Genomic DNA, 19,747 nt, shown 5'->3' with positions numbered 1-19,747 from the left:
TCCTGCAAAAACGGCGCGCCGCTTTGCCACCGCGGCGGCGGCGCGCAACGCCGTCATTGTGGCATGGGCGCGCGGCGACGGAGCGTCGGCGGATCGCGTGAGATTTTCGCGCTGGCTGGTGGCGGCCGTGTGCCGATGCGATTCGTCGGCCGAATTTATCCGCCGATTTCATCCGTGTTAGCATCGCTCCTCTCGCGCGAACCTGGGCGCGTCGACCGGCTTCAGATCACGCGCGGCGGGTATGCCGCAGCGTGCGCCGGGCGGCCACTCCGCTCGCTTCGCGACTTGCTGCAAGACTGTGCCGCGGCGCCGTGAGCGCCGCTTTAACGGCGCGTTTCCCCGAGGGCCGCGCCTTTCATAGCCGCGTCCTCGCAGCCGCATTTCAACCGCAACACCATCTACAGACGATGTCCGCAGGCCTCAATCCCGCTCAAAGTGAAGCGGTCCGTTATCTCGACGGGCCGTGTCTCGTGCTCGCCGGCGCAGGCAGCGGCAAGACGCGCGTGATCACGCAGAAAATCGCGCACCTGATCGAGGCGAAGGGTTTCGAGCCGCGCCACATCGCGGCCGTCACGTTCACCAACAAGGCCGCTGCGGAAATGCGCGAGCGCGTGGGCAAGCTGCTCGAGGGCAAGACGCTCACGACGCCCGGCAAGGAAGGCCGCAAGGTGCCCGTCAATCAGTTGACTGTTTGCACGTTCCACTCGCTCGGCGTGCAGATTCTGCGGCAGGAAGCCGAGCACGTCGGCCTGAAGCCGCAGTTCTCGATCATGGATTCCGACGACTGCTTCGGCATGATCCAGGAACAGGTCGGCTCGACGGACAAGGGCTTTATCCGCAAGATCCAGTCGATCATTTCGTTGTGGAAGAACGGCCTGATCATGCCCGACGAGGCGATGGCGATTGCCGCGAACGAAGACGAGCATCAGGCCGCGATCGTCTATCGCAACTATGTGGCGACGCTGCACGCGTATCAGGCAGTCGATTTCGACGATCTGATCCGCTTGCCCGCCGAACTCTTCGCGAAGAACGAGCAGGTGCGCGACCGTTGGCAAAACAAGCTGCGTTATTTGCTGATCGACGAGTATCAGGACACCAATGCATGCCAGTATGAATTGCTGAAGCAGCTCGCCGGCCCGCGCGCCGCGTTCACGGCCGTGGGCGACGACGACCAGGCGATCTACGGCTGGCGCGGCGCGACGCTCGAAAATCTCGCGCAGCTCGGCAAGGATTTTCCGAAGCTGCATGTGATCAAGCTCGAGCAGAACTATCGGTCGACGGTGCGCATTCTCACGGCCGCGAACAATGTGATCGCCAACAATCCGAAGCTCTTCGAAAAGAAGCTGTGGTCCGAGCACGGCATGGGCGATTCGATCACGGTCACGCCGTGCAACGACGAGGAGCACGAAGCGGAATCCGTCGTGTTTCGTCTGTCGGCGCACAAGTTCGAGCGGCGCGCGAACTTCCGCGATTACGCGATTCTGTATCGAGGCAATTTCCAGGCGCGGATCTTCGAACAGGTGCTGCGCCGCGAGCGGATTCCGTATGTGCTGTCGGGCGGTCAGTCGTTTTTCGATAAGGCCGAGATCAAGGACATCTGCGCATATCTGCGCCTGATCGCCAACGCGAACGACGACCCCGCGTTCATCCGCGCGATCACCACGCCGCGGCGTGGCGTCGGCAATACGACGCTCGAAGCGCTCGGGTCGTTCGCGGGCCAGGCGAAGGTGTCGCTGTTCGAGGCCGTGTACATGGGCGGCATCGAGGCGCGCCTGTCGCCGCGTCAGATCGAACCGATGCGCGCGTTCTGCGACTTCATGCAGCGCCTCACCGACCGCGCCGAAAAAGATGCGGCCGGCACGCTGCTCGACGAGTTGATGGACGCGATCCACTACGAAGCGTATCTCTACGATGCATTCGACGAACGCCAGGCGCAGGCGAAGTGGCAGAACGTGCTCGAGTTCATCGAATGGTTAAAGCGCAAGGGCACGAAGGCTGATGTGAACGATCCGGCGGGGTCGGGCGGATCGGCAAATGGCGAGGCTACTGGCTACGACACGGCCGACGGTCTCGCCGATACCGGCAAGAATCTGCTCGGTTTGATCCAGACGGTCGCTTTGATGTCGATGCTGGAAGGCCGCGAAGAAGATCCCGACGCGGTCAGGCTTTCAACGGTGCACGCGTCGAAGGGTCTCGAGTATCCGCATGTGTTTCTGGTGGGCGTCGAGGAAGGCATCATGCCGCATCGCGGCGGCGCGGACGACGAGCCGATCGACGACGGGCGCATCGAGGAAGAGCGCCGTCTGATGTATGTGGCGATCACGCGCGCGCAGCGCAGCCTGCATCTGAACTGGTGCAAGAAGCGCAAGCGCGCGCGAGAGACGGTGGTCTGCGAGCCGTCGCGGTTCATCCCCGAGATGCTGCTCGACGATGCCCCGCCGCCGACGCCCGAAGAAGCGCCGATGTCGCCGAAAGACCGGCTCGCGAGCTTGAAGGCGCTGTTGCAGAAGCCGTGACGCGCGGCTTGGGCTTGTTTTTGCGAGTCGGCAAGACCACGCTGAGCAAAGGTGCTTCGGCTGGTTTCGCGGATGCGCGCGCTACAGTGGCGCGGCTAGTTGGTCGCGTTAGACGCATTACTCGCGCGCCTTCGAGCATGCCAACCGGAGACCGCCCGCATGACCTTGCCGCCGCACGCGCCTTACATTCGCGCGCTCGAAGCCTACATCGACGCAAAAGACAATACGCGCCCGCAGCGCATGGCCGATGCATTCGCGTCCGATGCCGAGCTCACCATTTCACTCGCGACGTCGACGATCGCGTTTCCCGCGCGCACGCTCGGGCGCGACGCGATCACGAAAACGCTCGTCACCGATTTCGGCGCGACTTACACGCAATGCCGCACGTATTACGTGTGCGACTCGCTGACGGTGCGCGACGGCGCGATCGATCCGCTGCCCTGGCTCGTGCTGATGCGCGAACCGGCGGCCGGCGCATTGCGCGTGGGGCACGGCGTGTATCGATGGACTTTCGACGACACGCCCGCCGTGAGCCGCTTTCATATCCACATCGCACGCATGGACGTCGTGCCCGATGCCGACGGCGCGTTACTCGAAGCGTTGCAGGAAGGCTTGAGTTATCCGTGGCTCGCGCCCGCCGAGTTGCACGCGCGTTTTGCGGGGCATGCGCGCAGTGCGCCGAGGCTCGCATTCGTCGAGGCGTTCAGCCATCCCGCCGCGGACGCCGAGGCTTGAGCGTTTGGTTTTGAACAGCTTCACGGCATGAAAAAATCCCTGCCCGCGTAGGCGCACGCGGTGCAGGGATTTTCGTGGCGCGGCAAAAGCCGCGAAGCTGTTCGGTGCGTTACTTCACGGAGCTGACCATGTAATCGACGGCGGCCTTCACGTCCGCATCCGACGCATTCGAGCCACCTTTCGGCGGCATCGCGCCCTTGCCGTGCAGCGCGTAGTTGTACACGGTGTCCATCGGCTCCTTCAGGCGCGGCGCCCACGCTTCCTTGTCGCCGAACTTCGGTGCGTTGAGCACGCCGGCCGCGTGACATGCCTGGCAAACCTGCTGATACAAGGCCTTGCCCGCTTGCGATGCATCGGCGCTTTGCGTCGCGCCCGCTGCGGGCGCAGCGGCGGTTTGCGGAACGCTTGCCATCGCGGCCATCGCTGCGGCGGCCTGAGCCGCGCCTGCGTCGGAAGCGCCGCCTGCCGCCGCACCCGAAGCCGCGGTCGCAGCCGTCGCAGCGGACGCCGCCGCGGCGCCTGATGCCGGTTGCGCCGGTTCAGGGAAGCTCGCGCCCGAGTTGTTCGCCATGTACGCAACCGCGCGGGCGATCTCGAAGTCGCTGTAATCGTCGGGACTCGTGCCGCCGCGCGGGGGCATTCCGCCTTTGCCGGCGAGAGCCGTATGCAGCAGCGTGTCGAAGCCCTGCGAGATGCGCGGCGCCCAGTCGGCCGTGTTGGTGAATTTCGGCGCGCCCGCCGCACCCGACGCGTGACACGCCGAGCAGACCGCCTTGTAGACTTCCTCGCCCGTCTTGTAGACGCGCGGCGCGTTGGCGTCGCGAACGTCGACCTGGGCGAGTGGTTTGATGCGGGCGGTGACTTCGGCTTCGGAGAGACTGTCGGTGCCCGCGCCGGTGCGCGTCGAATTGTCGACGTAGTAAGCCAGCAGAACGATGATGATGATCGGCACAGCAAACCCGGCGATGACCGCGGCGATGAGCTGTCCTGGGGTTTTAATCGGGGCTCCGTGTGGTGCTTCGCTCATGCTTGTCTCGTCTCCGTGGGTATGTGAGCGGTACAGCGCGACGGCAACTTCTTGTTCTTGATCAGCCACGGACGATTATAGACGGAAGCTTTCGACGGCGGCGAGAGGCGCGGCGCGCTGTTCAGCAGGCGTTTACCCGCATCGTGCGAACTGGAGCGGACGCGTTGGGGTGGCGCGTGAATCTGCCGGGGATGGCGCGAGAAACGGCCGCGGAGGCCGTCCGGTGGACGGTATGGCCGAAACCGGGTATCCTTTCGGTCTCGCTTTGGCGCCGCAGCCGTTCTTCTGGTTGCCGCGCTGTCAAGTCGAAGCGCCCGTAGCTCAATGGATAGAGTACTGCCCTCCGAAGGCAGGGGTTGCTGGTTCGATCCCAGCCGGGCGCACCAACCCTCACGAGGGTTACGACGATCTACCTGTTTACTCCCTCTCCGAATTCCAGGCTAAATCGCAGCTAACTGCGGTATCGCTGACGCCATCATCGGCTATAGCTACATGCGCCATCTCGGCCAGATGCGTCGGCAGCCCGGCCAGCAGAAGCCCACCCGCGGCTGTGGCCAGCCAGCATATTCAACGCACATTATCCTTTCGCCCCTCCAAACTTGACCACACTAGTCGGCGGCTTTAGGCGTCCTTTCGGCCGACCCGTTTGTGTCCTCCCGCCGCGGGCCGCTGGCGAGCAGGATGCCGATCAGGAAGATGAACAGATTGCCTTCTGTGAAGTTGAGCAGCAACGAGTTCGCGAAACAGCCAATGACAAAGGCGAACAGGTAACCGTAGACGACCGTGCGCGCAAGTGTGTCCAGACGCAAGCTTTCCCGCGCGATCGCGATCAGGAGCCAGGCGAACAGGGCCACTCCCACCATTCCGAGCTGTACGCCCATCAGGAAAAACTCGTTGTGCGGATTGCTCGCCATCGCGGCACGCCCACCAGAGCTGTTCTTCGCGAGCCGTTCGAATTCGGTTCGAACGCTACCGACGCCGTATCCGGCAATCGGCCGATGCAGGATCAGCTCCAGGCTGCGCTGATAAAACTCGAGCCGCACGCCCATCGACGTATTCTTGTTGTAGACCTCGAACTGTGTGATTTCCTGTTGCGTTTCGGCAAGGCGTGAGTTCTTTGCCGTGAAGGAATAGACCACCAGACACATGCACAGCATGACGCTCGCGGCGGTCGTTATCCAGCGCGTCCGTTTGCCCTGATGCTTGAACTTCATTAGTTGAACGACGACATAAACTGCCATGTAGGCGATCGCTACGACCTGCCCGGTGCGTCCCTGTAGCACGAACAGCACGTTGACGAGCGCGAGCAGGGCGACGAGGCGCAGGAGCCACTGTCCGATGCCTTTAGGCGAAGCTGTCGCGAGAGCCATCGACAGATAGGCCAGAAACGCCATCATCAGGCCCGCCGATATGTGGTCCTTGAAGACCCAGGGCTTCGTAATCGGATCGTTACCGTGCAGCGGTCCGATTGCCGTCCAGCCGAAAAAGTTCGTGTAGGTGAGCAGCATGGTCAGCGTTAGCGCCGAGAACAACGCCCATATGGCCACGCGGCACCACTTTGATCGGTCGCTGCCGTAGAAAACCAGGAACAGCATGGGCAGCAGCAACAGTTTTCGGTACTTCAGGAGAAAGTTGAAAGCCTCGTCATTGCTCGCCGACGTATAGGCCATGCTAAGAGCGAGCGCAACGAAGAGGATCAGCGCGACGATGCTCGTGGGCGATGTGCGGATTTTCCCGCATGCCCTCCACACTTCGGGAGACAGCAGCGCAAACAGCAGTACCAGGCCGGAACCGAGATTGACTCCGGCCGTGGAAATGGGTACGGCGCACAGGGTGACAAGTGCAAACGTCCTCGCGAGGAACAACTGGTACGACTCAGTTTTGGGCCGGAGGCTCTTTTCTGACAGCATCGCTTTCATATTCATTCGTTTCTCATCCCGTGCCGAAATGGCAATCGCTGGACGGCACTCGCACGCTACCTGCTGGTTGTGCGCCGTGTCCATGCGATACCCCTCGCTTAACTCAAAGGTGCGGAGCCTGGACCGCTCCCTATGACCCTGCAAGTGATGATCCGTATTTACAGTGCATTCCGCGGTCTGACTAGTCCTGGCCCGGCGCCTGACGATAAAACGCAGCACGAAGCTCCAGGGCCTCTTTCGAGTACATCGATTCGACGGTTTGCCGGGCGCGCTGTCCCACGGACGTACGCAGTGCCGGATCGGCTAGCAGCGCGCCCACAATCTGCCGCGCCTGTTCGGTCGTGTCGAAGAGAAAGCCGTTCTCGCCGTGCCGGATCGAATCGGCGTAGCCGCCGTTCCGATGGCATACCACCGGAAGGCCGCAGGCCATTGCCTCGAGCACGACCCGGCCGAATGTTTCGACGTGAGACCCTGTCCGGTAATAGAAGACGTCGAGAGAGCGCAAAAAATCCGCGGCTGGCGTAGCTCCCTCTGGAAGAAGCTCGATACCTGTGTTCTCCCCGAGCGCGTTGCGCAGACATGTAGCACCCTGCAGCCTTACACCGACCCCTTGAGCAGACCATTCACGATACAGCACCAGGTCTTCGTCGTTATGCTTGTCGTTGGTGTCGCGGCTCAGACGCCCTATCACCGGCCGATTGCGTGCCACACCACGTGCCGTCGTGAACAGCTCGATGTCAATCGGCGATGGATGCACCACGCCATCCATGCCTACCAGCTTTTTCTGGAATTCGGAGATGAACACGTACTCCGTCTTCGGCCAGCGCAGCAAGGGCGGATGCTTCGATGTCAGCGTCAGTATCTTCGGATGGAACGTGTTGAACACGTAGATCAGACGTTGTGGCACTGCGGCGAGATACGGCCATACCGTGTTGCGCCAGTGTGCTCCGACGAAGACATAGGTGCCTCCGTTCGGGCGGTGCCTCGGTGCAATGCCGAGAGGGGTGATTCCGAACTTTTCCCTCAGTTCGGGCGAACTGCGCGACGATGTCGACCACAGTCTCACTTCGCTTTGCTTGCCAAGCAGGTGAGCGAGGTTGAGCGTCTCCTGTTCGCTGCCGCCGTGCGGATTCTGGAATCCGTTGAATATGTGAATAACCTGTTTTGGCATAGTAGATAAGAGCGGCTGGAGCCCGTTTGACCGATCGCATCAGGTCGGGCCGACAGCGACCATTGCGAATGGACCTATTACGACTGGCTTAGTCGGTAGACCATCTCCGTCCTGTCGACAAACAGCTCTTGAGAAAACTCGTCGACTGCCTTTGCTCGCGCCATCTTTCCCATGTCCGCCAGGCGATCGCCCCGCTCGAGAATTCCTTTCAGCGCCCGAGTTAACGAATCGGGGTCGTGCGGCGGAACGACCCAGCCGTCGACGCCATCACGAACGTTCTCCGGCAGACCGCTGTAGCTCGACACTATCACAGGCTTGCCCATCGCCATCATCTCGCGGCAGGCAAACGACACAGTCTCCACCGCATATGACGTGACGAAGCCGATATCGAACGCCCGGATATAGGGCTTCACGTCTTCCACGAAACCCGCGACTTCGAGCTGGCTGCGCATACCCACCGAATCAATAACCTGCCACTGCTCTGCGCTCGGCTCCGTTCCGACAACCACGACTGCAATCTTTTCACGTAGCGATGGCGGCAACGCGCTCACTGCGGCGATCACGTCCATCGTGCCTTTGTACCAGTCGAAGCCTGTCACGGTCCCGAGCACAAGTTTGTCGGCTTTCGATTCGCCGAGCAGCGACTTACGCGCCGCGGCGATCTCGACTGCGTCCGACGGCTTGAAGTCGTCGATGTCCACACCATTCTTGATGGTGATAAGCGAGCAGTGTCGATATACCGAATCGCGCACAAGGCTCGCAGTCGAATCGGACACGGCAATGACATCATCTGTCGCGCGGGCTCTGATCTTCGTGACGAAGTCACTCTTGATGGCGATGGAGTTGTGTTTGGTCAATACAATGCGCGGCTTGCGGCCCTTGAAGCACATCAGGCTGAATACGACCAGGCGATGGTCTGGAGAGCCGTTGACGTGCACAACATCAAAGCGTTCTTTCTCCAGCAGCGAGCGCAATGCGCGCCACGCTGAAATCATGCGGCCGGCGTCTTTCAGCTTGGCTGGGAATTCAAGCGGCAGTGTCGTCACGTGTTCGAGCTTGCTGGCCTTTTCGAATAGCCTGCTACTCGAGGGCGCAGCCACAAATATCTGATGCCGCCTGGAAAGCCCCTTGGCAATCGCCAGGATGTACGTATCGTGACCTCCGCCGCGCCCATAGTGAAAATTGGTCAGCAATATCTTCAAGGCAAAGGCTCCAGCGAAGCAATGGCATCCAGGACTTCCGTTACCGAGGGTGGGCGCCCGTCGTCACCAACGGACACCGATACGCCAGGCACGTCGACGCCAAAATAACGCCGTGCTGTTGCAGTGAAGATCATGACCGTGGGCTTGCCGAGTGCGCTTGCGAGATGCACGAAGCCTGTATCTGTCCCGACGATGAGCGTGGCGGCATCGACGTACTGCGCGACCTGCAAGATAGACATCCGCGGCAGTATACGAGAGCCCCTCACTTCCTTCGCAATTGCGATGGCCTCCTGTTCCTCGCGGGCTGAACCCCACGGCAGAAGGGGGGTAATGCCGCGCTCGACAAGCGAGCGGCCAATGGCAACCCAGTGAGCCGTCGGCCACTTCTTTACATCGCTCGAAGTGGCATGGAACAGCATCGCGTACGGCTGTTCTTCTGGCTTGACGGAAGGATCGGCAGACCTGGGGATTGACAGGTCGAAGCTCGGTGCCCCGCTCACCTGATAGCCGAATGCGTCGGCGACAGTGCGGCGCAAGCCGTCCCACGCATTGAGATCTTCGCGTGGCGCGAAGCGGCCAGTGTAAGCAAAGGCGGCGCCGCTCTCGCCGAGGTCTGCCGAACGATAGCCTAGACGCCGGCGCGAGCGCGCAAGGAAAGAAATTATCGCGCTTTTGTAGACGCCCTGAAGATCGAGAACGATGTCGTATTTCTCGCGTCGCAGTTCAGATATCGATGTAAAGATCGCCTTGAGCTCGGCCCCAGAGCGGTTTTTCTTGAAGCCCCGCAATGGCGCGCACAGCACGCGGTCGATGCCCGCATTCCAGCGAGGAACATCGGCGAAGGACGCATCGGCGGCCCAGTCAATCTTGACGCCAGGAAAGGCGCGATGCAGGTCGGCCACCACGGGCTGACCATGTACCAGGTCACCTAAGGAGGTGACTTTTACTATTAGAATGCGTTTCATTCCATTACCATTCAACAAGCGGACTTCACTTCAGCATCCGTGAGACCTATACCTCGATGCTGTGCAGTGACCTGAGGGAAATCAACGGCAGGATATCCAGCTTAGATTATCCCGGACTTGGTCCGAGGGTTCCCACACGCCGGGAGCAATCAAAACGACTTTGGTTCAGATCGGCGGCAGGGCGGTTCGTAGCAGCGGTATTTTCGACATAGCAATAGAGCAACTATCTATTTGCAAGCTATCGGAAGGCTGCCTGGGGCGCCCGGGTTCCGGGTTGTTGCACGCGAGTCGCGTAGGATCATACAGGACCCAGCGGGTACGGGACCTTGGCGTACTCAGTCTCCGGTCGTGCGTGGAGAGACGTTTCGTAGACCTTAGGCGGAGCAGATCCGGCTGTCGTGCTCGAAAGCGTGGTCCCGCAGTACCATCGACAAACCGCCAAAACAACTCGAACTCGCCCGACGCGCTGCCCCACCCACACGCCTCCTAGCCCCCGCCTCACCTCTTCGCTGAAATTTCAGATCGTTCTCATCCATTCGCTGAATCGGCGCGCGCTGCCTATGCAATTCCCATCGATATGGGAATAGTTGCGCGTCGGCCTACGCCGACCCTTTCGCATTTCAGTGCGACAGGCATTGCGAGATCACTCGCCGGACTAAGAGCTTTATTTGCAATTCATGCACAAAATAACCAGATCAATTCTCGCGGCATCGGTGGTTCTTCTTTCACAGCTTCCTTGCGCACAAGCGGCGCCGCAAGCGGGCGCAAGCCAGTTCGCCGGTCCTTATGTTGGTTTCAAGCTAGGCGTCAATAATTCGGATGCATCGGGCGCATTCAACAAGGCGTCGCATAACACGGTGTTTCCGGGCTTCACCGCCGGATACAACTTCGACGTGCAGCGGTTCGTGGTAGGAGCCGAGGCTTTCGCGGATTTGCACCACGGCTCTACTACGTCCAAGGACGCAGGAATCGACGCCAAATTCGGCATGCCGTTTAACCAGTTCATGCCGTACATTCGCGCCGGCTTCACGGGCGACGACCCCGATACGCGGTTCCATTGGGGCCTCGGCGTGGACTACAAGTTCGCGGAGCATGTCAGCGCGGTCGCCGAATGGACCACGGACTCGAGCCATCACGACGGCACGAAGAGAACAAACAATAGCTTCACGGTAGGCGTCCAGTATCACTTCAATTAATGACTCGATGAGCTTGCGCGCGGCAAGAAAACAGACCGCTGCGCAAGCTGCATGGACACCACACTTGGCACGCAGTAAAAGCTCGGCTCACGGCGAACACAGTCAACAAGCTTCTTTGCGAAGGCTTGTTGGCTCCGCCCACTCCCGCTAAAATCCCCGGGTCACTGGGGAGTAGCCTTCCTTCACGCATCGCGGCATCGCGGCATCGCGTGAAGGAGAGCGCGTCAACATACTTGGCCTGCGGGTCATGGCGCGTTCGACCGGGTCGGTTTGGCGAGACCATTGGCGCACTGCTTCGTTCTGGTCGGACGGGTCGCGGTGCGTCATGGTTCGTCTTACGTCCGACCTCGGAGCCGCTGTGAAATCCCGCGCTGTTCAATCTCCTCGTCTTCTGCTCAACTTGCTGTCGCGCGATCTGCCGCGCCGCACGTTTTCGGTCCATCACGTCAATCACGTCGATCACGTCGATCCCTTCGATGCACGGAGCCGCGCATGACCGGTCTTCTCATCGAACTGGCCATCATGCTGGTCGTCATCCTCGTGGCGGCCGAGCTTTTCACCAACGCGCTCGAACATCTCGGCGAGCGGCTTAAGATATCCGAAGGCGTGACCGGCTCGTTGTTCGCTGCAGTCGGCACCGCGTTGCCCGAGACGCTCGTGCCGCTTATAGCGATTGTCGGCGGGACGAGCGATCGTGCCGTCAACGAGGAAATTGGCGTGGGCGCGATTCTCGGCGCACCGCTGATGCTGTCCACGCTGTCTACCTTTCTGATGACGCTCGCCGTGCTGCGCTCGCGCGGCGTCGGCGGACGCGTCGCGCCGGAGCGTTCGGGCTTCACTCGCGATCTCAACTATTTCCTCTTTGCCTTCCTGCTGGCCGCCGCGGCCATGTATGTGCCGCATGAGCAGCGCATCGTGCGCGCGCTCTTCAGCGTCGCGCTCGTCGGCGTGTATGTCGCCTATGTCGTGGCGACCTTCCGCGCGTCGAACGATCTGGTCGATGCAGGCCACGGCACCGAAGCGCCCGGCAAGATGATGCTCGCGCGCCTCGGCGTGCCGACCAACCTCGCGACGATCGCCGTCCAACTGCTGATCGCGGTCGCGCTGCTCGTGTGGGGCGCGGAGGGTTTCATCCACGGCGTGCGGGGCGTGTCCGCGGTGGTCGGCGTGTCGCCGCTGCTGCTGTCGCTGCTGATCATTCCGATCGCCACGGAGTTGCCGGAGAAGGTCAACAGCATCCTGTGGATTCGCCGCGGCAAGGACACACTCGCGTTCGGCAACATCACGGGCGCGATGGTTTTTCAGGGCACCTTGTTGCCCGCTATCGGCATTCTGCTGACGCCGTGGACGCCGCGCATCGAGGTGGTGACGGGCATCGTCATCACGCTGGTCGCGGCGGGCTGGCTGCGGCTCAACGCCCGCGAGCGCGGCGCGCCCGTGTGGGCGCTGCTGGTCTGCGGCGCGCTGTACGCCGCTTATCTGGCGATCACGCTAAGCCGTTAGGCGTTCGAGCCACGTCGCCGGCGAATCACAAGCCGCGGCGATGCTCCCGCCCAATACATCGATCTAACGGCTTTTCTCTCGCCAACTCCCGGAATCGCGCGATGGGGGACGACGGCATAATTTCACAAACCATTGCGACATAGATCTCGACTAGCGCCGCCGACGAAATCACCGTTGCGCGGCGCATTATTCGCGCATGTTGTCGATGCATCAAGCGGCAGGGAACCAGTCGAGCAAGTCCGCGGAGGCGGGTATGAGCCACATTGTCATCGTCGGATCGGGCGGCCATGCAAAAGTCGTCATCGATATCGTCGAGCAGGAAGGAAAGCACAGCATTGCCGGGTTAATCGACGCATACCGCAACGTGGGTGAACGGACGCTTGACTACCCGGTGCTAGGCGGCGAAGCCGATCTTCCCCGTCTCGTGGCTGAACACGATCTGCAAGGCACCATCATTGCAATCGGCGACAACGTCGTCCGCTCGAAAGTGGCGGCGAAGGTCGAAGCGCTTTGCCCCAAACTGCAGTTCATGAATGCCATTCATCCGCGGGCAACGATTGGTCGCGGCACAACGGTCGGGGCGGGCAGTGTGGTGATGGCTGGAGCGGTCGTTAATCCCGACTGTCGCGTAGGCCAGTTCTGTATTCTGAACACGAACTCGTCGCTGGATCACGACTCTGTGATGGACGAGTTTTCGAGCCTGGCGCCCGGAGCGATAACGGGTGGCAACTGCCGGATCGGTGCGTATTCCGCCATTAGCATCGGCGCAGTGCTTCGCCACGGCATCAACGTCGGAGAGCACAGCATCGTTGGCGCGGGAGCTACCGTTCTGAGGGACGTCGAGCCCTATTCGGTCGTCTACGGCAGTCCCGCCAGGAAGGTGCGCGACAGGGTTGCCGGGGCCCGCTATCTGTGAATGCAGGCCGCACCACGTTCACCCTGTCGACAACTTGCCCGGCAGTTCCATGCGGCAATAAAGTCATCGTGCACTAAACCTCAACACGCACTGGATTTATATGAACGTTGTTACGTCGGATGACAGCATCGGCGTCGTGCCGACTCATCCTCTATCGAAGCATTTCATTGTGATCGGCTACCGGGACGGGGCTTTCTCGACCATCCCTAACAACTTCTTCAGGAACTGGCTGGATGAAGAGGCCACCGACGGAGTGTTTCATATCGGCCGATGCAGTGTTCTCGGCGTGGGTTCGGTCGCCAGATACGACGGCCATGCGCAGAAGCTGGTGATTGGAAAGAACGTCGCAGGTGGTATGGGGCTCAAATTCATTCTGAACGCCCAGCATGAAACGAAGACCATATCGACGACCATGTTCAGCATCTACGGCAACGGTCTCACCAATGCAATGATGCCGCAATACGCTGACACGGTTATTCATAACGATGTGTGGATCGGCGACGAGGCTGTATTCCTGGGCGGCAGCGTCATCGAAAGCGGATGCGTTATCGGTGCGCGCTCGCTGATACCGCCGAACTTCCGCAGCGAACCGTATGGTATCTATGCGGGCTCGCCGGCGCGGCTGGTGCGTTTCCGTTTTTCGGAAAAAGTACGGGAGCGCTTGCTGGAGCTGGCATGGTGGGACATGTCGCTGCAGTGGATCAAAGACAATAACGATGCGTTCGTTGTCGATCTCACGGCGGACGAGGGTCGTGCGCTCGAAGTACTCGGTGAGCTTCAGCGGGCCAAAGCCGCAGAACTGGCAAGTGTGCGTGAACAGTCTCAGCAGAGCTTGTAATTACTGGCGGGCTTCTTTCCTGACACAAACAAAGAGCACTCGACGCATGTCATGCGTCGAGTGCTCTTTTGTATCTGGAGTTCACAAGAGAGCGTGCTGCTTTTAATACGTCTTGATGATATCGACGATCCGTTCCACGTTCGCAGTGGAAAGACCGGGGTAAATCGGCAGACACAGCACTTTCCTCGCCGCATCGGCTGCGACCGGAAGGTTGGCGGGGTTGGCGCTGACGAGACCGCGATACATGGGGAAATCCGAGATCAGCGGATAAAAATAGCGGCGCACGATGATCTTGTGCTGACGCAATCTCTCGAACAACGCGTCGCGACTGCACGGAAAATCGTCTTCGACGAGAATCGGGAAGTAAGCGCGATTCGCAATGGGGCTGTCGCAGGCCGGCAGGCAACGGATGCCTGGCACATCGGAAAGCAGCGCGCAGTACTGGGAAGCGATATCGCGTCGACTGGCTAATGCTTCATCGATATTCTTCAATTGCAAAAGGCCGAACGCGGCATTGACTTCGCTCATCTTGCCGTTAATGCCGGGCGCGACCACCGTCGTCTCATCGACGAAACCGAAGTTCTTCAGGTGGTTGACCCGCTGTTTGGTCTTTGCATCCGGGCAAATGATCGCGCCGCCTTCGAATGTGTTGAAGATCTTCGTCGCGTGAAAACTCAGAACGGAGAGATCGCCGTGGCGAAGAACGCTGCCGCCGCCCGTGCGCACACCAAATGCGTGAGCCGCGTCGTAGATGACCTTGAGATTGTAGTTGTCGGCGATCTTCTGAATGGCTTCGGTGTCGCAAGGATAACCATAGCAATGCACCGGCAGGATCGCCGTAGTCTGCGGCGTGATGGCGGCCTCGATCTTTCGCGGGTCCATGTTCAGCGTGTGCGGATCGACGTCGACGAAAACGGGCTTGATGCCGTTCCAGAGCAGCGAATGCGCGGTTGCCACGAAAGAATAGGGCGTCGTGATCACCTCGCCCGTAATGCGCAGCGCCTGCAATGCAGTAACGAGACCCAGCGTGCCGTTCGAAAACAGCGCAAGGTGGTCGACGCCGAGATACTCCTCGAGCGCCGCCTCGAGCCGTTGGTGAAACGGGCCGCCGTTAGTCAGCACCTTGCTGTCCCAGATCTCGCGAAGATACGGAATGAAGTCGTCAAGCGGCGACAGATAAGGTTGCGTGACAAAGATGGTTTCTTCTGTCAGCGCCGAAACAGCTTCAGCAGGCAGGCTTGCGTTCATGATTGGGTTCTTCGCTAGTAGGTGCAGCGCGCGGCTCGTTAGATCACCGCGTCCGTCGAAAGCGCAGCAGGCGGCGGGGACCAGTCAGCCGGCAAGGTCGCTTCGAAGGCGGTAGGCGTTTGGTCCGCGCACCAACGCTTCCACATGGTGCGCAGCGCAATCGACAGACCCGCCGCGACCTTCTCCGGCTGGAATGGAACGGAGTTCAGGCAGCGCTCGCGCATGCCGATTCGAAGTTCGTTGAGCGCGTCCAGATCGCGAGTCAACTCGAGACTCTTGCGGACAAATTCTTCCTTGTCGCGCACGATGAACTGTTCGAGCCCAACGTGCTCGAGCCAGCAGGCGCCTCCGCGGCTCGGCATCGATATGCCGGGCATCGTGATCGTTGGGACACCCATCCATAGCGCGTTGAGCGTCGTGGTCGAGCCCGTGTAGGGGAACGTATCGAGGCAGAGGTCGACCTGGTGGTGCTGCTGCATGTAAAGAGGCAGCGACCCGCGCGGGCAAAACGTCAGCCGGTCGGCGGTGATGCCTTCAGCGGCGAACCATTCCAGATATGTCGGCTCGTCCAGCTTGCTCGAGATCGCGCCAATCACCATTCGCGAGGACGGCTCGGCGCGCAGAATGACGCTCCACAGTGCGATAACTTCCTGGCTCAGCTTGTTGAGCCGGTTGAAGCTGCCGTACGTGACATAGCCTTTATGAAGCGCGGGCAACGCATTCACGGGCGGGCAGTTCGGCGGCGGCATGAACGGAGCGATCGCGGGCAGCAGCGCCAGCTTTTCGACGAACTGATCCTCGAATTGCGCGGGAGGCGTGATGAACCGATCCGACAGGTAGTAATCGAATGCGGTCATTCCGGTGGTGGCTGGATAGCCGATCCACGACGCCTGAATAGGCGCCGGCTTGTGCGCGAGTGCAATGATTCGCGAATGCGCCGTATGCCCCGAAAGATCAATGACAATATCGATTCCGTCATCGGCAATCTTCCTGCTCAGCGCCGCATCGCTAAGATCGGCCACCGCGTGCCACGAGTCGGCGTGTGCGCGAAGCTTCTCGGTAAGGTGGTCATTCACCCCAAAGGTGTAATAGAAGTGAAGCGATAGCTCGGGGTCATGGGTCAAATGCTGCACGACGGGCAGAAGATAGTAAGCCGCCGCATGATTGCAAAAGTCGCCGGAAACGAAAGCGATGCGCAGCTTGCGCTCGGGATCACGTCGATTGGTGTAACGGCGGCTCGCAACGATGGCGGGAACGTCGTGCATTTCCCCGAATAACCTGTGTTCCTTAAGGAACGCGGCCTTGCTGATCGTATTGCTGTGCGTCAGGCAGAACAGCAAATTCGTGCGTGCGTTGCTATTGGCAGGCTCGATTTCAAGCGCGGTGCGCAGCGCGGCTTCGGCTTCCGCGATAGCGCCGATGCCGAGATACACGTTGCCCAGCGAACTGTGTACAGAAGCCGAGCGCGGTGCAAGCTGTGCGGCTCGCATGCATGACGCAATCGCCTCGGCGCGCCGTCCAAGCGCGACCAGCGTGACGCCGAGAATCCGATGTGCCTCTGCGTGATCCGGCGCAATGGCGATAAGTTGCCGTGCGTGCCGTTCGGCTTCGTCCAGCGCGCCGGTGTGGCGCGATGTATCCGCGAGCAGTAATCGGCAAATCATGTCAGTGGGATCCAGCTCCACGCCTTTGCGCGACGCTTCGAGTACTTCCCGGAATTGATTGTTCTTGTGAAGCGAAATGGAGAGCGCACGCCAACTCTGGATGTCTTTCGGGTAGCGAGCGGTCAGCTTGCGAGCGAGCTTGATGGCTTCCGGGAAATTGCCCTTGTGCACCAGCGCGTTGTGCTTTTGAATCTCCGCGGCCGATGCTGCACGATGCTGAGCCGCGCTCAACGGTACGCGCGCGATTTTTGCCGGCTCCTCGGCCGCTTCGCCGATGACCAGATTGACGTCTTGCACAGCGTCCGGATGCGCATTGACTTTGATTTCCATCCGCTTTTCCGGCTGCGCCAACTGATGAATCAGGCTATTCATCGCGGGGCCTTGAACGCCCTGCTGTTGTGCCAGCTCCACCGCGGTCCATGCGGCTGCTAACTGATTGCTTTCGAACAGCGCATTGATATAGGCGACCCAATACTGTCCGTTGGACGGTCTCACACCTAGCGCGACCTCGAAGTGCGGAACGGCTTCGGCGGCGCGGTTCGTCTGGACCTTGATCACGCCGAGGTTGTAGTTCGCATCCGGATGCTCCGGCATGGCCTCGAGAATGGCTTCGAACAGCGCGCGCGCGTCGTCGATCTCACCCTTGTGATATTGCTCGATGGCGCTCTGCATGACGAGAGCGATGTCCTGAGCGCGCTGCTGTTCAGGAGTGAGAGGCTGGGACGTCGGGAACTGGAATTGGATGGACATGATGCTCGCACGAGGAAGCTGTACGTTGGATTATCAAGTCCGAATTCGCGCCGTGAAGGGTGGAAGTGACGGCAAAATGGCCACCAATTCACCTGATTACGAAGCACAAAAAGAAACGCCCGCGCAAGGCGGGCGAGGGTGCAACGAGCGCAGCTTTACTCCGGTGCGCAGTTGTTGTTGGTTATACGGTTAAGGCGTCTTTGCGCCGCTTATCGGCTTACAGCAACGCCGTTTTCTGATACTTGTCGACGGCGCTCGCGCGGCGCATCGCGGCCGTGAATTCGGCCTGCAATTCCACTTGCGTGGTTTGCGCATTGGCGTAAAGGGCCGCGTCGCGCGCGACGATCGAACGGATCACGTCGAGCGAGCCTTGCACCTGCTGCGCGTCAAGCGACATGATCAGCGGCGAGCGGATTTCGGCGAGCCGCGCGGCTTCGGGCCAGTCGGCCAGCGCGGCCGCTTGCTCGATCTCGCCGGTCAGCGCCAGCACTTTCCCGATCAGGGCAGAGGACTCCATGTGCGTTCTCCGTGACGTTACTTGTTGGTCGCGAGTGCGCCGGCGCTATTCGTGCCGCCGAACAGTTGCGTCAGGTACTGCGAGTTGTTGTTCATCGTCGCCATCAACGTATTGAGCGCCGTGAACTGCGCCGAGTATTGGCTCGTCAGCTGCGCAATGTAGTCGTTCAGGCTCGTCTGTTGTGTCTGGATGCTCTTCAGGTCGGAGTTCAGCGCGGTGGTCCGCACGTCGATCATGCCGCCTGTCTTCGTGAAATTGGTGATGCTGGTGCTCAACTGCGCGCCGATGCCGTTGGTCGAATTGAACAGCGAGGCCACCGTCGACGAGTTGTTCTGCAATGCGTTGGTGAGCGCCGCGCTATCCACCTGCAGCGTGCCGTCGGCTTGCAGCGAGATACCGATCGAGCCGAGGCTCTGCGACGTGCCGCCGTTCTTCACGCCGCTCGCGACAATCGACGAAAGCGCGTTCTTGATCGTGTTGAGCGTGGAATCGCCGAGCAACGGACCCTGCGTCGTCGCGCCCTGCGTGTATTGCGCGAGCGTGCCCATGGTCGTCACGACCGTGTTGTAGAGCGACACGAAGTTGTTGATCGCGCTGGCCTGCGAGGTGGTGTCCGCGGCAACCGTCAGGGTCTGCGTGGTCGCGGGGGTCGTCACCGCGGCCGACGTCAGGTTCAGCGTCACGCCTGCGATCGCGCTCGTGACCGAGTTGGTCGAGCTCGACGCGGCAATGCCGTTGATCTTGAACTCGGCGTCTTGTGCAGCCGTGCTTTGTGTCCACGCGCTCGCGTTGTTGGCCGACGTGATGGTCGACTGGCCGCCCGTCGTACTGGCCGTCGACGTCACGCCGAGGCTCGACAGGCCGTTATCGCCGCTCAGGTTGCCGACCGCCACGCTGATCGTATTGGACGCGCCGGTCGTGCTCGACGCGAGCACGAGGTGGGCGCCGTCGGTGCCGTTCACGACAGTCGCCGTGATGCCCGGGTTGCCGGTCGCGCTGTTGATTGCGGCGGCGATGCCGGCAACGGTGTTGTTGCTGCTCGTGATCGACACGTCAAACGACTTGCTGCCGAGCGAGAGCGACAGCGTGCCCGTACCGAGCGCCTGGCTAGCCGTGAAAGCCGACGACGACAGCGCCTGCGACGCCGCGACCTGCGAGACCGCGACGCTGTAGCTGCCGGCGACCGCGCCCGTAGTGGCAGTCGCGGTGATGCCGGTGCCGCCGCTCAAGGTCGCGGTAAAAGTATTCTGGAGTCCGCCGTTGGACAGCGAAGTGAGGCCCGTTTCCAGCGCGCCAAGCGCGGCCGAAAGCGTGCCGAATGCGGAAATCTGGGTGTTGTCCGAGCTTTGTTGCGCCGTCAACGCGGCAACCTGGCCGGCAGTCTTCGAATTTACGAGAGCCGTGACGAGCGTCGACACGTCCAGCGACGAATTGCCCGTCGCGCCCGTGATGACCGACTGCATGGCCTGCTGCAGGGCTGCATTGTCGGCTGCGACAGTCGCTGATGCCGCGCTCGCCGCCGATGAACTCGTAATCGTTGACATGAAAATGCTCCGTGCGTCCGTTGTGATGCGTGATGG

The 19,747-nt window shown here is 60.8% G+C and carries 15 protein-coding genes, 1 tRNA gene and 1 riboswitch; of the genes, 7 read left to right on the top strand and 9 right to left on the bottom strand.

What is annotated here, in order from left to right; genetic code table 11:
- Window positions 1–407: 407 nt before the first annotated feature.
- Together P0D87_RS08650 and P0D87_RS08645 are read left to right on the top strand one after the other, a co-directional pair.
- A complete protein-coding gene (locus tag P0D87_RS08650) occupies window positions 408–2,516 on the top strand; it encodes a UvrD-helicase domain-containing protein (protein WP_053858891.1) in 2,109 nt (702 codons plus the stop codon).
- Between the two features lie 159 nt (window positions 2,517–2,675).
- Window positions 2,676–3,251, top strand: coding sequence for a hypothetical protein (locus tag P0D87_RS08645; RefSeq protein ID WP_053858890.1), 576 nt, complete (start codon window positions 2,676–2,678; stop codon window positions 3,249–3,251).
- Window positions 3,252–3,360: 109 nt separating this feature from the next.
- Here the strand turns inward: P0D87_RS08645 and P0D87_RS08640 are convergent, their stop codons facing one another.
- Window positions 3,361–4,278: a c-type cytochrome gene (locus tag P0D87_RS08640; protein WP_053858889.1), complete on the bottom strand. Its 918-nt coding sequence runs from the start codon at window positions 4,276–4,278 to the stop codon at window positions 3,361–3,363.
- A gap of 310 nt (window positions 4,279–4,588) precedes the next feature.
- Between P0D87_RS08640 and P0D87_RS08635 the strand changes: the two genes are divergently transcribed.
- A tRNA-Arg gene (locus P0D87_RS08635) sits at window positions 4,589–4,664 on the top strand.
- 222 nt (window positions 4,665–4,886) lie between these two features.
- Here P0D87_RS08635 and P0D87_RS08630 read toward each other — a convergent pair.
- The 4 genes from P0D87_RS08630 to waaC all read right to left on the bottom strand — a co-directional run bounded on the left by P0D87_RS08630 (window position 4,887) and on the right by waaC (window position 9,535).
- Window positions 4,887–6,203 (bottom strand): O-antigen ligase family protein, encoded by a 1,317-nt coding sequence (locus P0D87_RS08630; RefSeq protein WP_321175754.1) that lies wholly within the window; start codon window positions 6,201–6,203, stop codon window positions 4,887–4,889.
- 175 nt (window positions 6,204–6,378) lie between these two features.
- On the bottom strand, window positions 6,379–7,368 hold the full coding sequence (locus P0D87_RS08625) for a glycosyltransferase family 4 protein (protein ID WP_053858888.1): 990 nt from the start codon (window positions 7,366–7,368) through the stop codon (window positions 6,379–6,381).
- A 77-nt stretch (window positions 7,369–7,445) separates the two neighbouring features.
- Window positions 7,446–8,570, bottom strand: a complete 1,125-nt coding sequence (locus tag P0D87_RS08620; RefSeq protein ID WP_053858887.1) for a glycosyltransferase family 4 protein — start codon at window positions 8,568–8,570, stop codon at window positions 7,446–7,448.
- Window positions 8,567–9,535, bottom strand: coding sequence for a lipopolysaccharide heptosyltransferase I (gene waaC / locus P0D87_RS08615; RefSeq protein ID WP_053858886.1), 969 nt, complete (start codon window positions 9,533–9,535; stop codon window positions 8,567–8,569). Before waaC ends, P0D87_RS08620 begins: the two co-directional genes overlap by 4 nt.
- Window positions 9,536–10,248: 713 nt before the next feature.
- Between waaC and P0D87_RS08610 the strand changes: the two genes are divergently transcribed.
- From P0D87_RS08610 to P0D87_RS08595, 4 genes are all read left to right on the top strand, one after another.
- The gene (locus tag P0D87_RS08610) at window positions 10,249–10,731 is read left to right on the top strand and encodes an outer membrane protein (RefSeq protein WP_321175753.1); all 483 of its coding nucleotides are present in this window, start codon (window positions 10,249–10,251) and stop codon (window positions 10,729–10,731) included.
- Between the two features lie 154 nt (window positions 10,732–10,885).
- Window positions 10,886–11,078, top strand: a riboswitch (yybP-ykoY riboswitch).
- Between the two features lie 145 nt (window positions 11,079–11,223).
- Window positions 11,224–12,234: a sodium:calcium antiporter gene (locus P0D87_RS08605; protein WP_029970973.1), complete on the top strand. Its 1,011-nt coding sequence runs from the start codon at window positions 11,224–11,226 to the stop codon at window positions 12,232–12,234.
- A gap of 253 nt (window positions 12,235–12,487) precedes the next feature.
- Complete coding sequence (locus tag P0D87_RS08600) at window positions 12,488–13,150, top strand: acetyltransferase (RefSeq protein ID WP_053859101.1); 663 nt, start codon at window positions 12,488–12,490, stop codon at window positions 13,148–13,150.
- 100 nt (window positions 13,151–13,250) lie between these two features.
- On the top strand, window positions 13,251–13,988 hold the full coding sequence (locus tag P0D87_RS08595) for an LbetaH domain-containing protein (protein ID WP_053858885.1): 738 nt from the start codon (window positions 13,251–13,253) through the stop codon (window positions 13,986–13,988).
- A gap of 102 nt (window positions 13,989–14,090) precedes the next feature.
- On the opposite strand, the gene P0D87_RS08590 is transcribed toward P0D87_RS08595, so the two are convergent.
- The 4 genes from P0D87_RS08590 to fliD form a co-directional block, all read right to left on the bottom strand.
- Window positions 14,091–15,236 (bottom strand): DegT/DnrJ/EryC1/StrS family aminotransferase, encoded by a 1,146-nt coding sequence (locus tag P0D87_RS08590; RefSeq protein ID WP_006050877.1) that lies wholly within the window; start codon window positions 15,234–15,236, stop codon window positions 14,091–14,093.
- Between the two features lie 38 nt (window positions 15,237–15,274).
- On the bottom strand, window positions 15,275–17,650 hold the full coding sequence (locus P0D87_RS08585; protein ID WP_053858884.1) for a tetratricopeptide repeat protein: 2,376 nt from the start codon (window positions 17,648–17,650) through the stop codon (window positions 15,275–15,277).
- A 217-nt stretch (window positions 17,651–17,867) separates the two neighbouring features.
- On the bottom strand, window positions 17,868–18,167 hold the full coding sequence (locus P0D87_RS08580) for a flagellar protein FliT (protein WP_006050879.1): 300 nt from the start codon (window positions 18,165–18,167) through the stop codon (window positions 17,868–17,870).
- A gap of 17 nt (window positions 18,168–18,184) precedes the next feature.
- A complete protein-coding gene (gene fliD / locus P0D87_RS08575; RefSeq protein ID WP_053858883.1) occupies window positions 18,185–19,711 on the bottom strand; it encodes a flagellar filament capping protein FliD in 1,527 nt (508 codons plus the stop codon).
- Window positions 19,712–19,747: the final 36 nt, after the last annotated feature.

This window comes from Paraburkholderia sp. RL17-368-BIF-A (genome assembly GCF_046054045.1).
Classification (GTDB): Bacteria; Pseudomonadota; Gammaproteobacteria; order Burkholderiales; family Burkholderiaceae; genus Paraburkholderia; species Paraburkholderia graminis.
The sequence above is the reverse complement of the archived record's forward strand: the minus strand, read 5'-3'. Positions and strand labels throughout refer to the sequence as shown.

What these genes read in the sequence shown, in the direction of transcription:
- fliD (WP_053858883.1), bottom strand. Translation starts at nt 19,711, where the DNA reads ATGTCAACGATTACGAGTTCATCGGCGGCGAGCGCGGCATCAGCGACT.
- waaC (WP_053858886.1), bottom strand. Translation starts at nt 9,535, where the DNA reads ATGAAACGCATTCTAATAGTAAAAGTCACCTCCTTAGGTGACCTGGTA.
- P0D87_RS08625 (WP_053858888.1), bottom strand. Translation starts at nt 7,368, where the DNA reads ATGCCAAAACAGGTTATTCACATATTCAACGGATTCCAGAATCCGCAC.
- P0D87_RS08595 (WP_053858885.1), top strand. Translation starts at nt 13,251, where the DNA reads ATGAACGTTGTTACGTCGGATGACAGCATCGGCGTCGTGCCGACTCAT.
- P0D87_RS08600 (WP_053859101.1), top strand. Translation starts at nt 12,488, where the DNA reads ATGAGCCACATTGTCATCGTCGGATCGGGCGGCCATGCAAAAGTCGTC.
- P0D87_RS08640 (WP_053858889.1), bottom strand. Translation starts at nt 4,278, where the DNA reads ATGAGCGAAGCACCACACGGAGCCCCGATTAAAACCCCAGGACAGCTC.
- P0D87_RS08630 (WP_321175754.1), bottom strand. Translation starts at nt 6,203, where the DNA reads ATGAATATGAAAGCGATGCTGTCAGAAAAGAGCCTCCGGCCCAAAACT.
- P0D87_RS08645 (WP_053858890.1), top strand. Translation starts at nt 2,676, where the DNA reads ATGACCTTGCCGCCGCACGCGCCTTACATTCGCGCGCTCGAAGCCTAC.
- P0D87_RS08650 (WP_053858891.1), top strand. Translation starts at nt 408, where the DNA reads ATGTCCGCAGGCCTCAATCCCGCTCAAAGTGAAGCGGTCCGTTATCTC.
- P0D87_RS08580 (WP_006050879.1), bottom strand. Translation starts at nt 18,167, where the DNA reads ATGGAGTCCTCTGCCCTGATCGGGAAAGTGCTGGCGCTGACCGGCGAG.
- P0D87_RS08590 (WP_006050877.1), bottom strand. Translation starts at nt 15,236, where the DNA reads ATGAACGCAAGCCTGCCTGCTGAAGCTGTTTCGGCGCTGACAGAAGAA.
- P0D87_RS08605 (WP_029970973.1), top strand. Translation starts at nt 11,224, where the DNA reads ATGACCGGTCTTCTCATCGAACTGGCCATCATGCTGGTCGTCATCCTC.
- P0D87_RS08585 (WP_053858884.1), bottom strand. Translation starts at nt 17,650, where the DNA reads ATGTCCATCCAATTCCAGTTCCCGACGTCCCAGCCTCTCACTCCTGAA.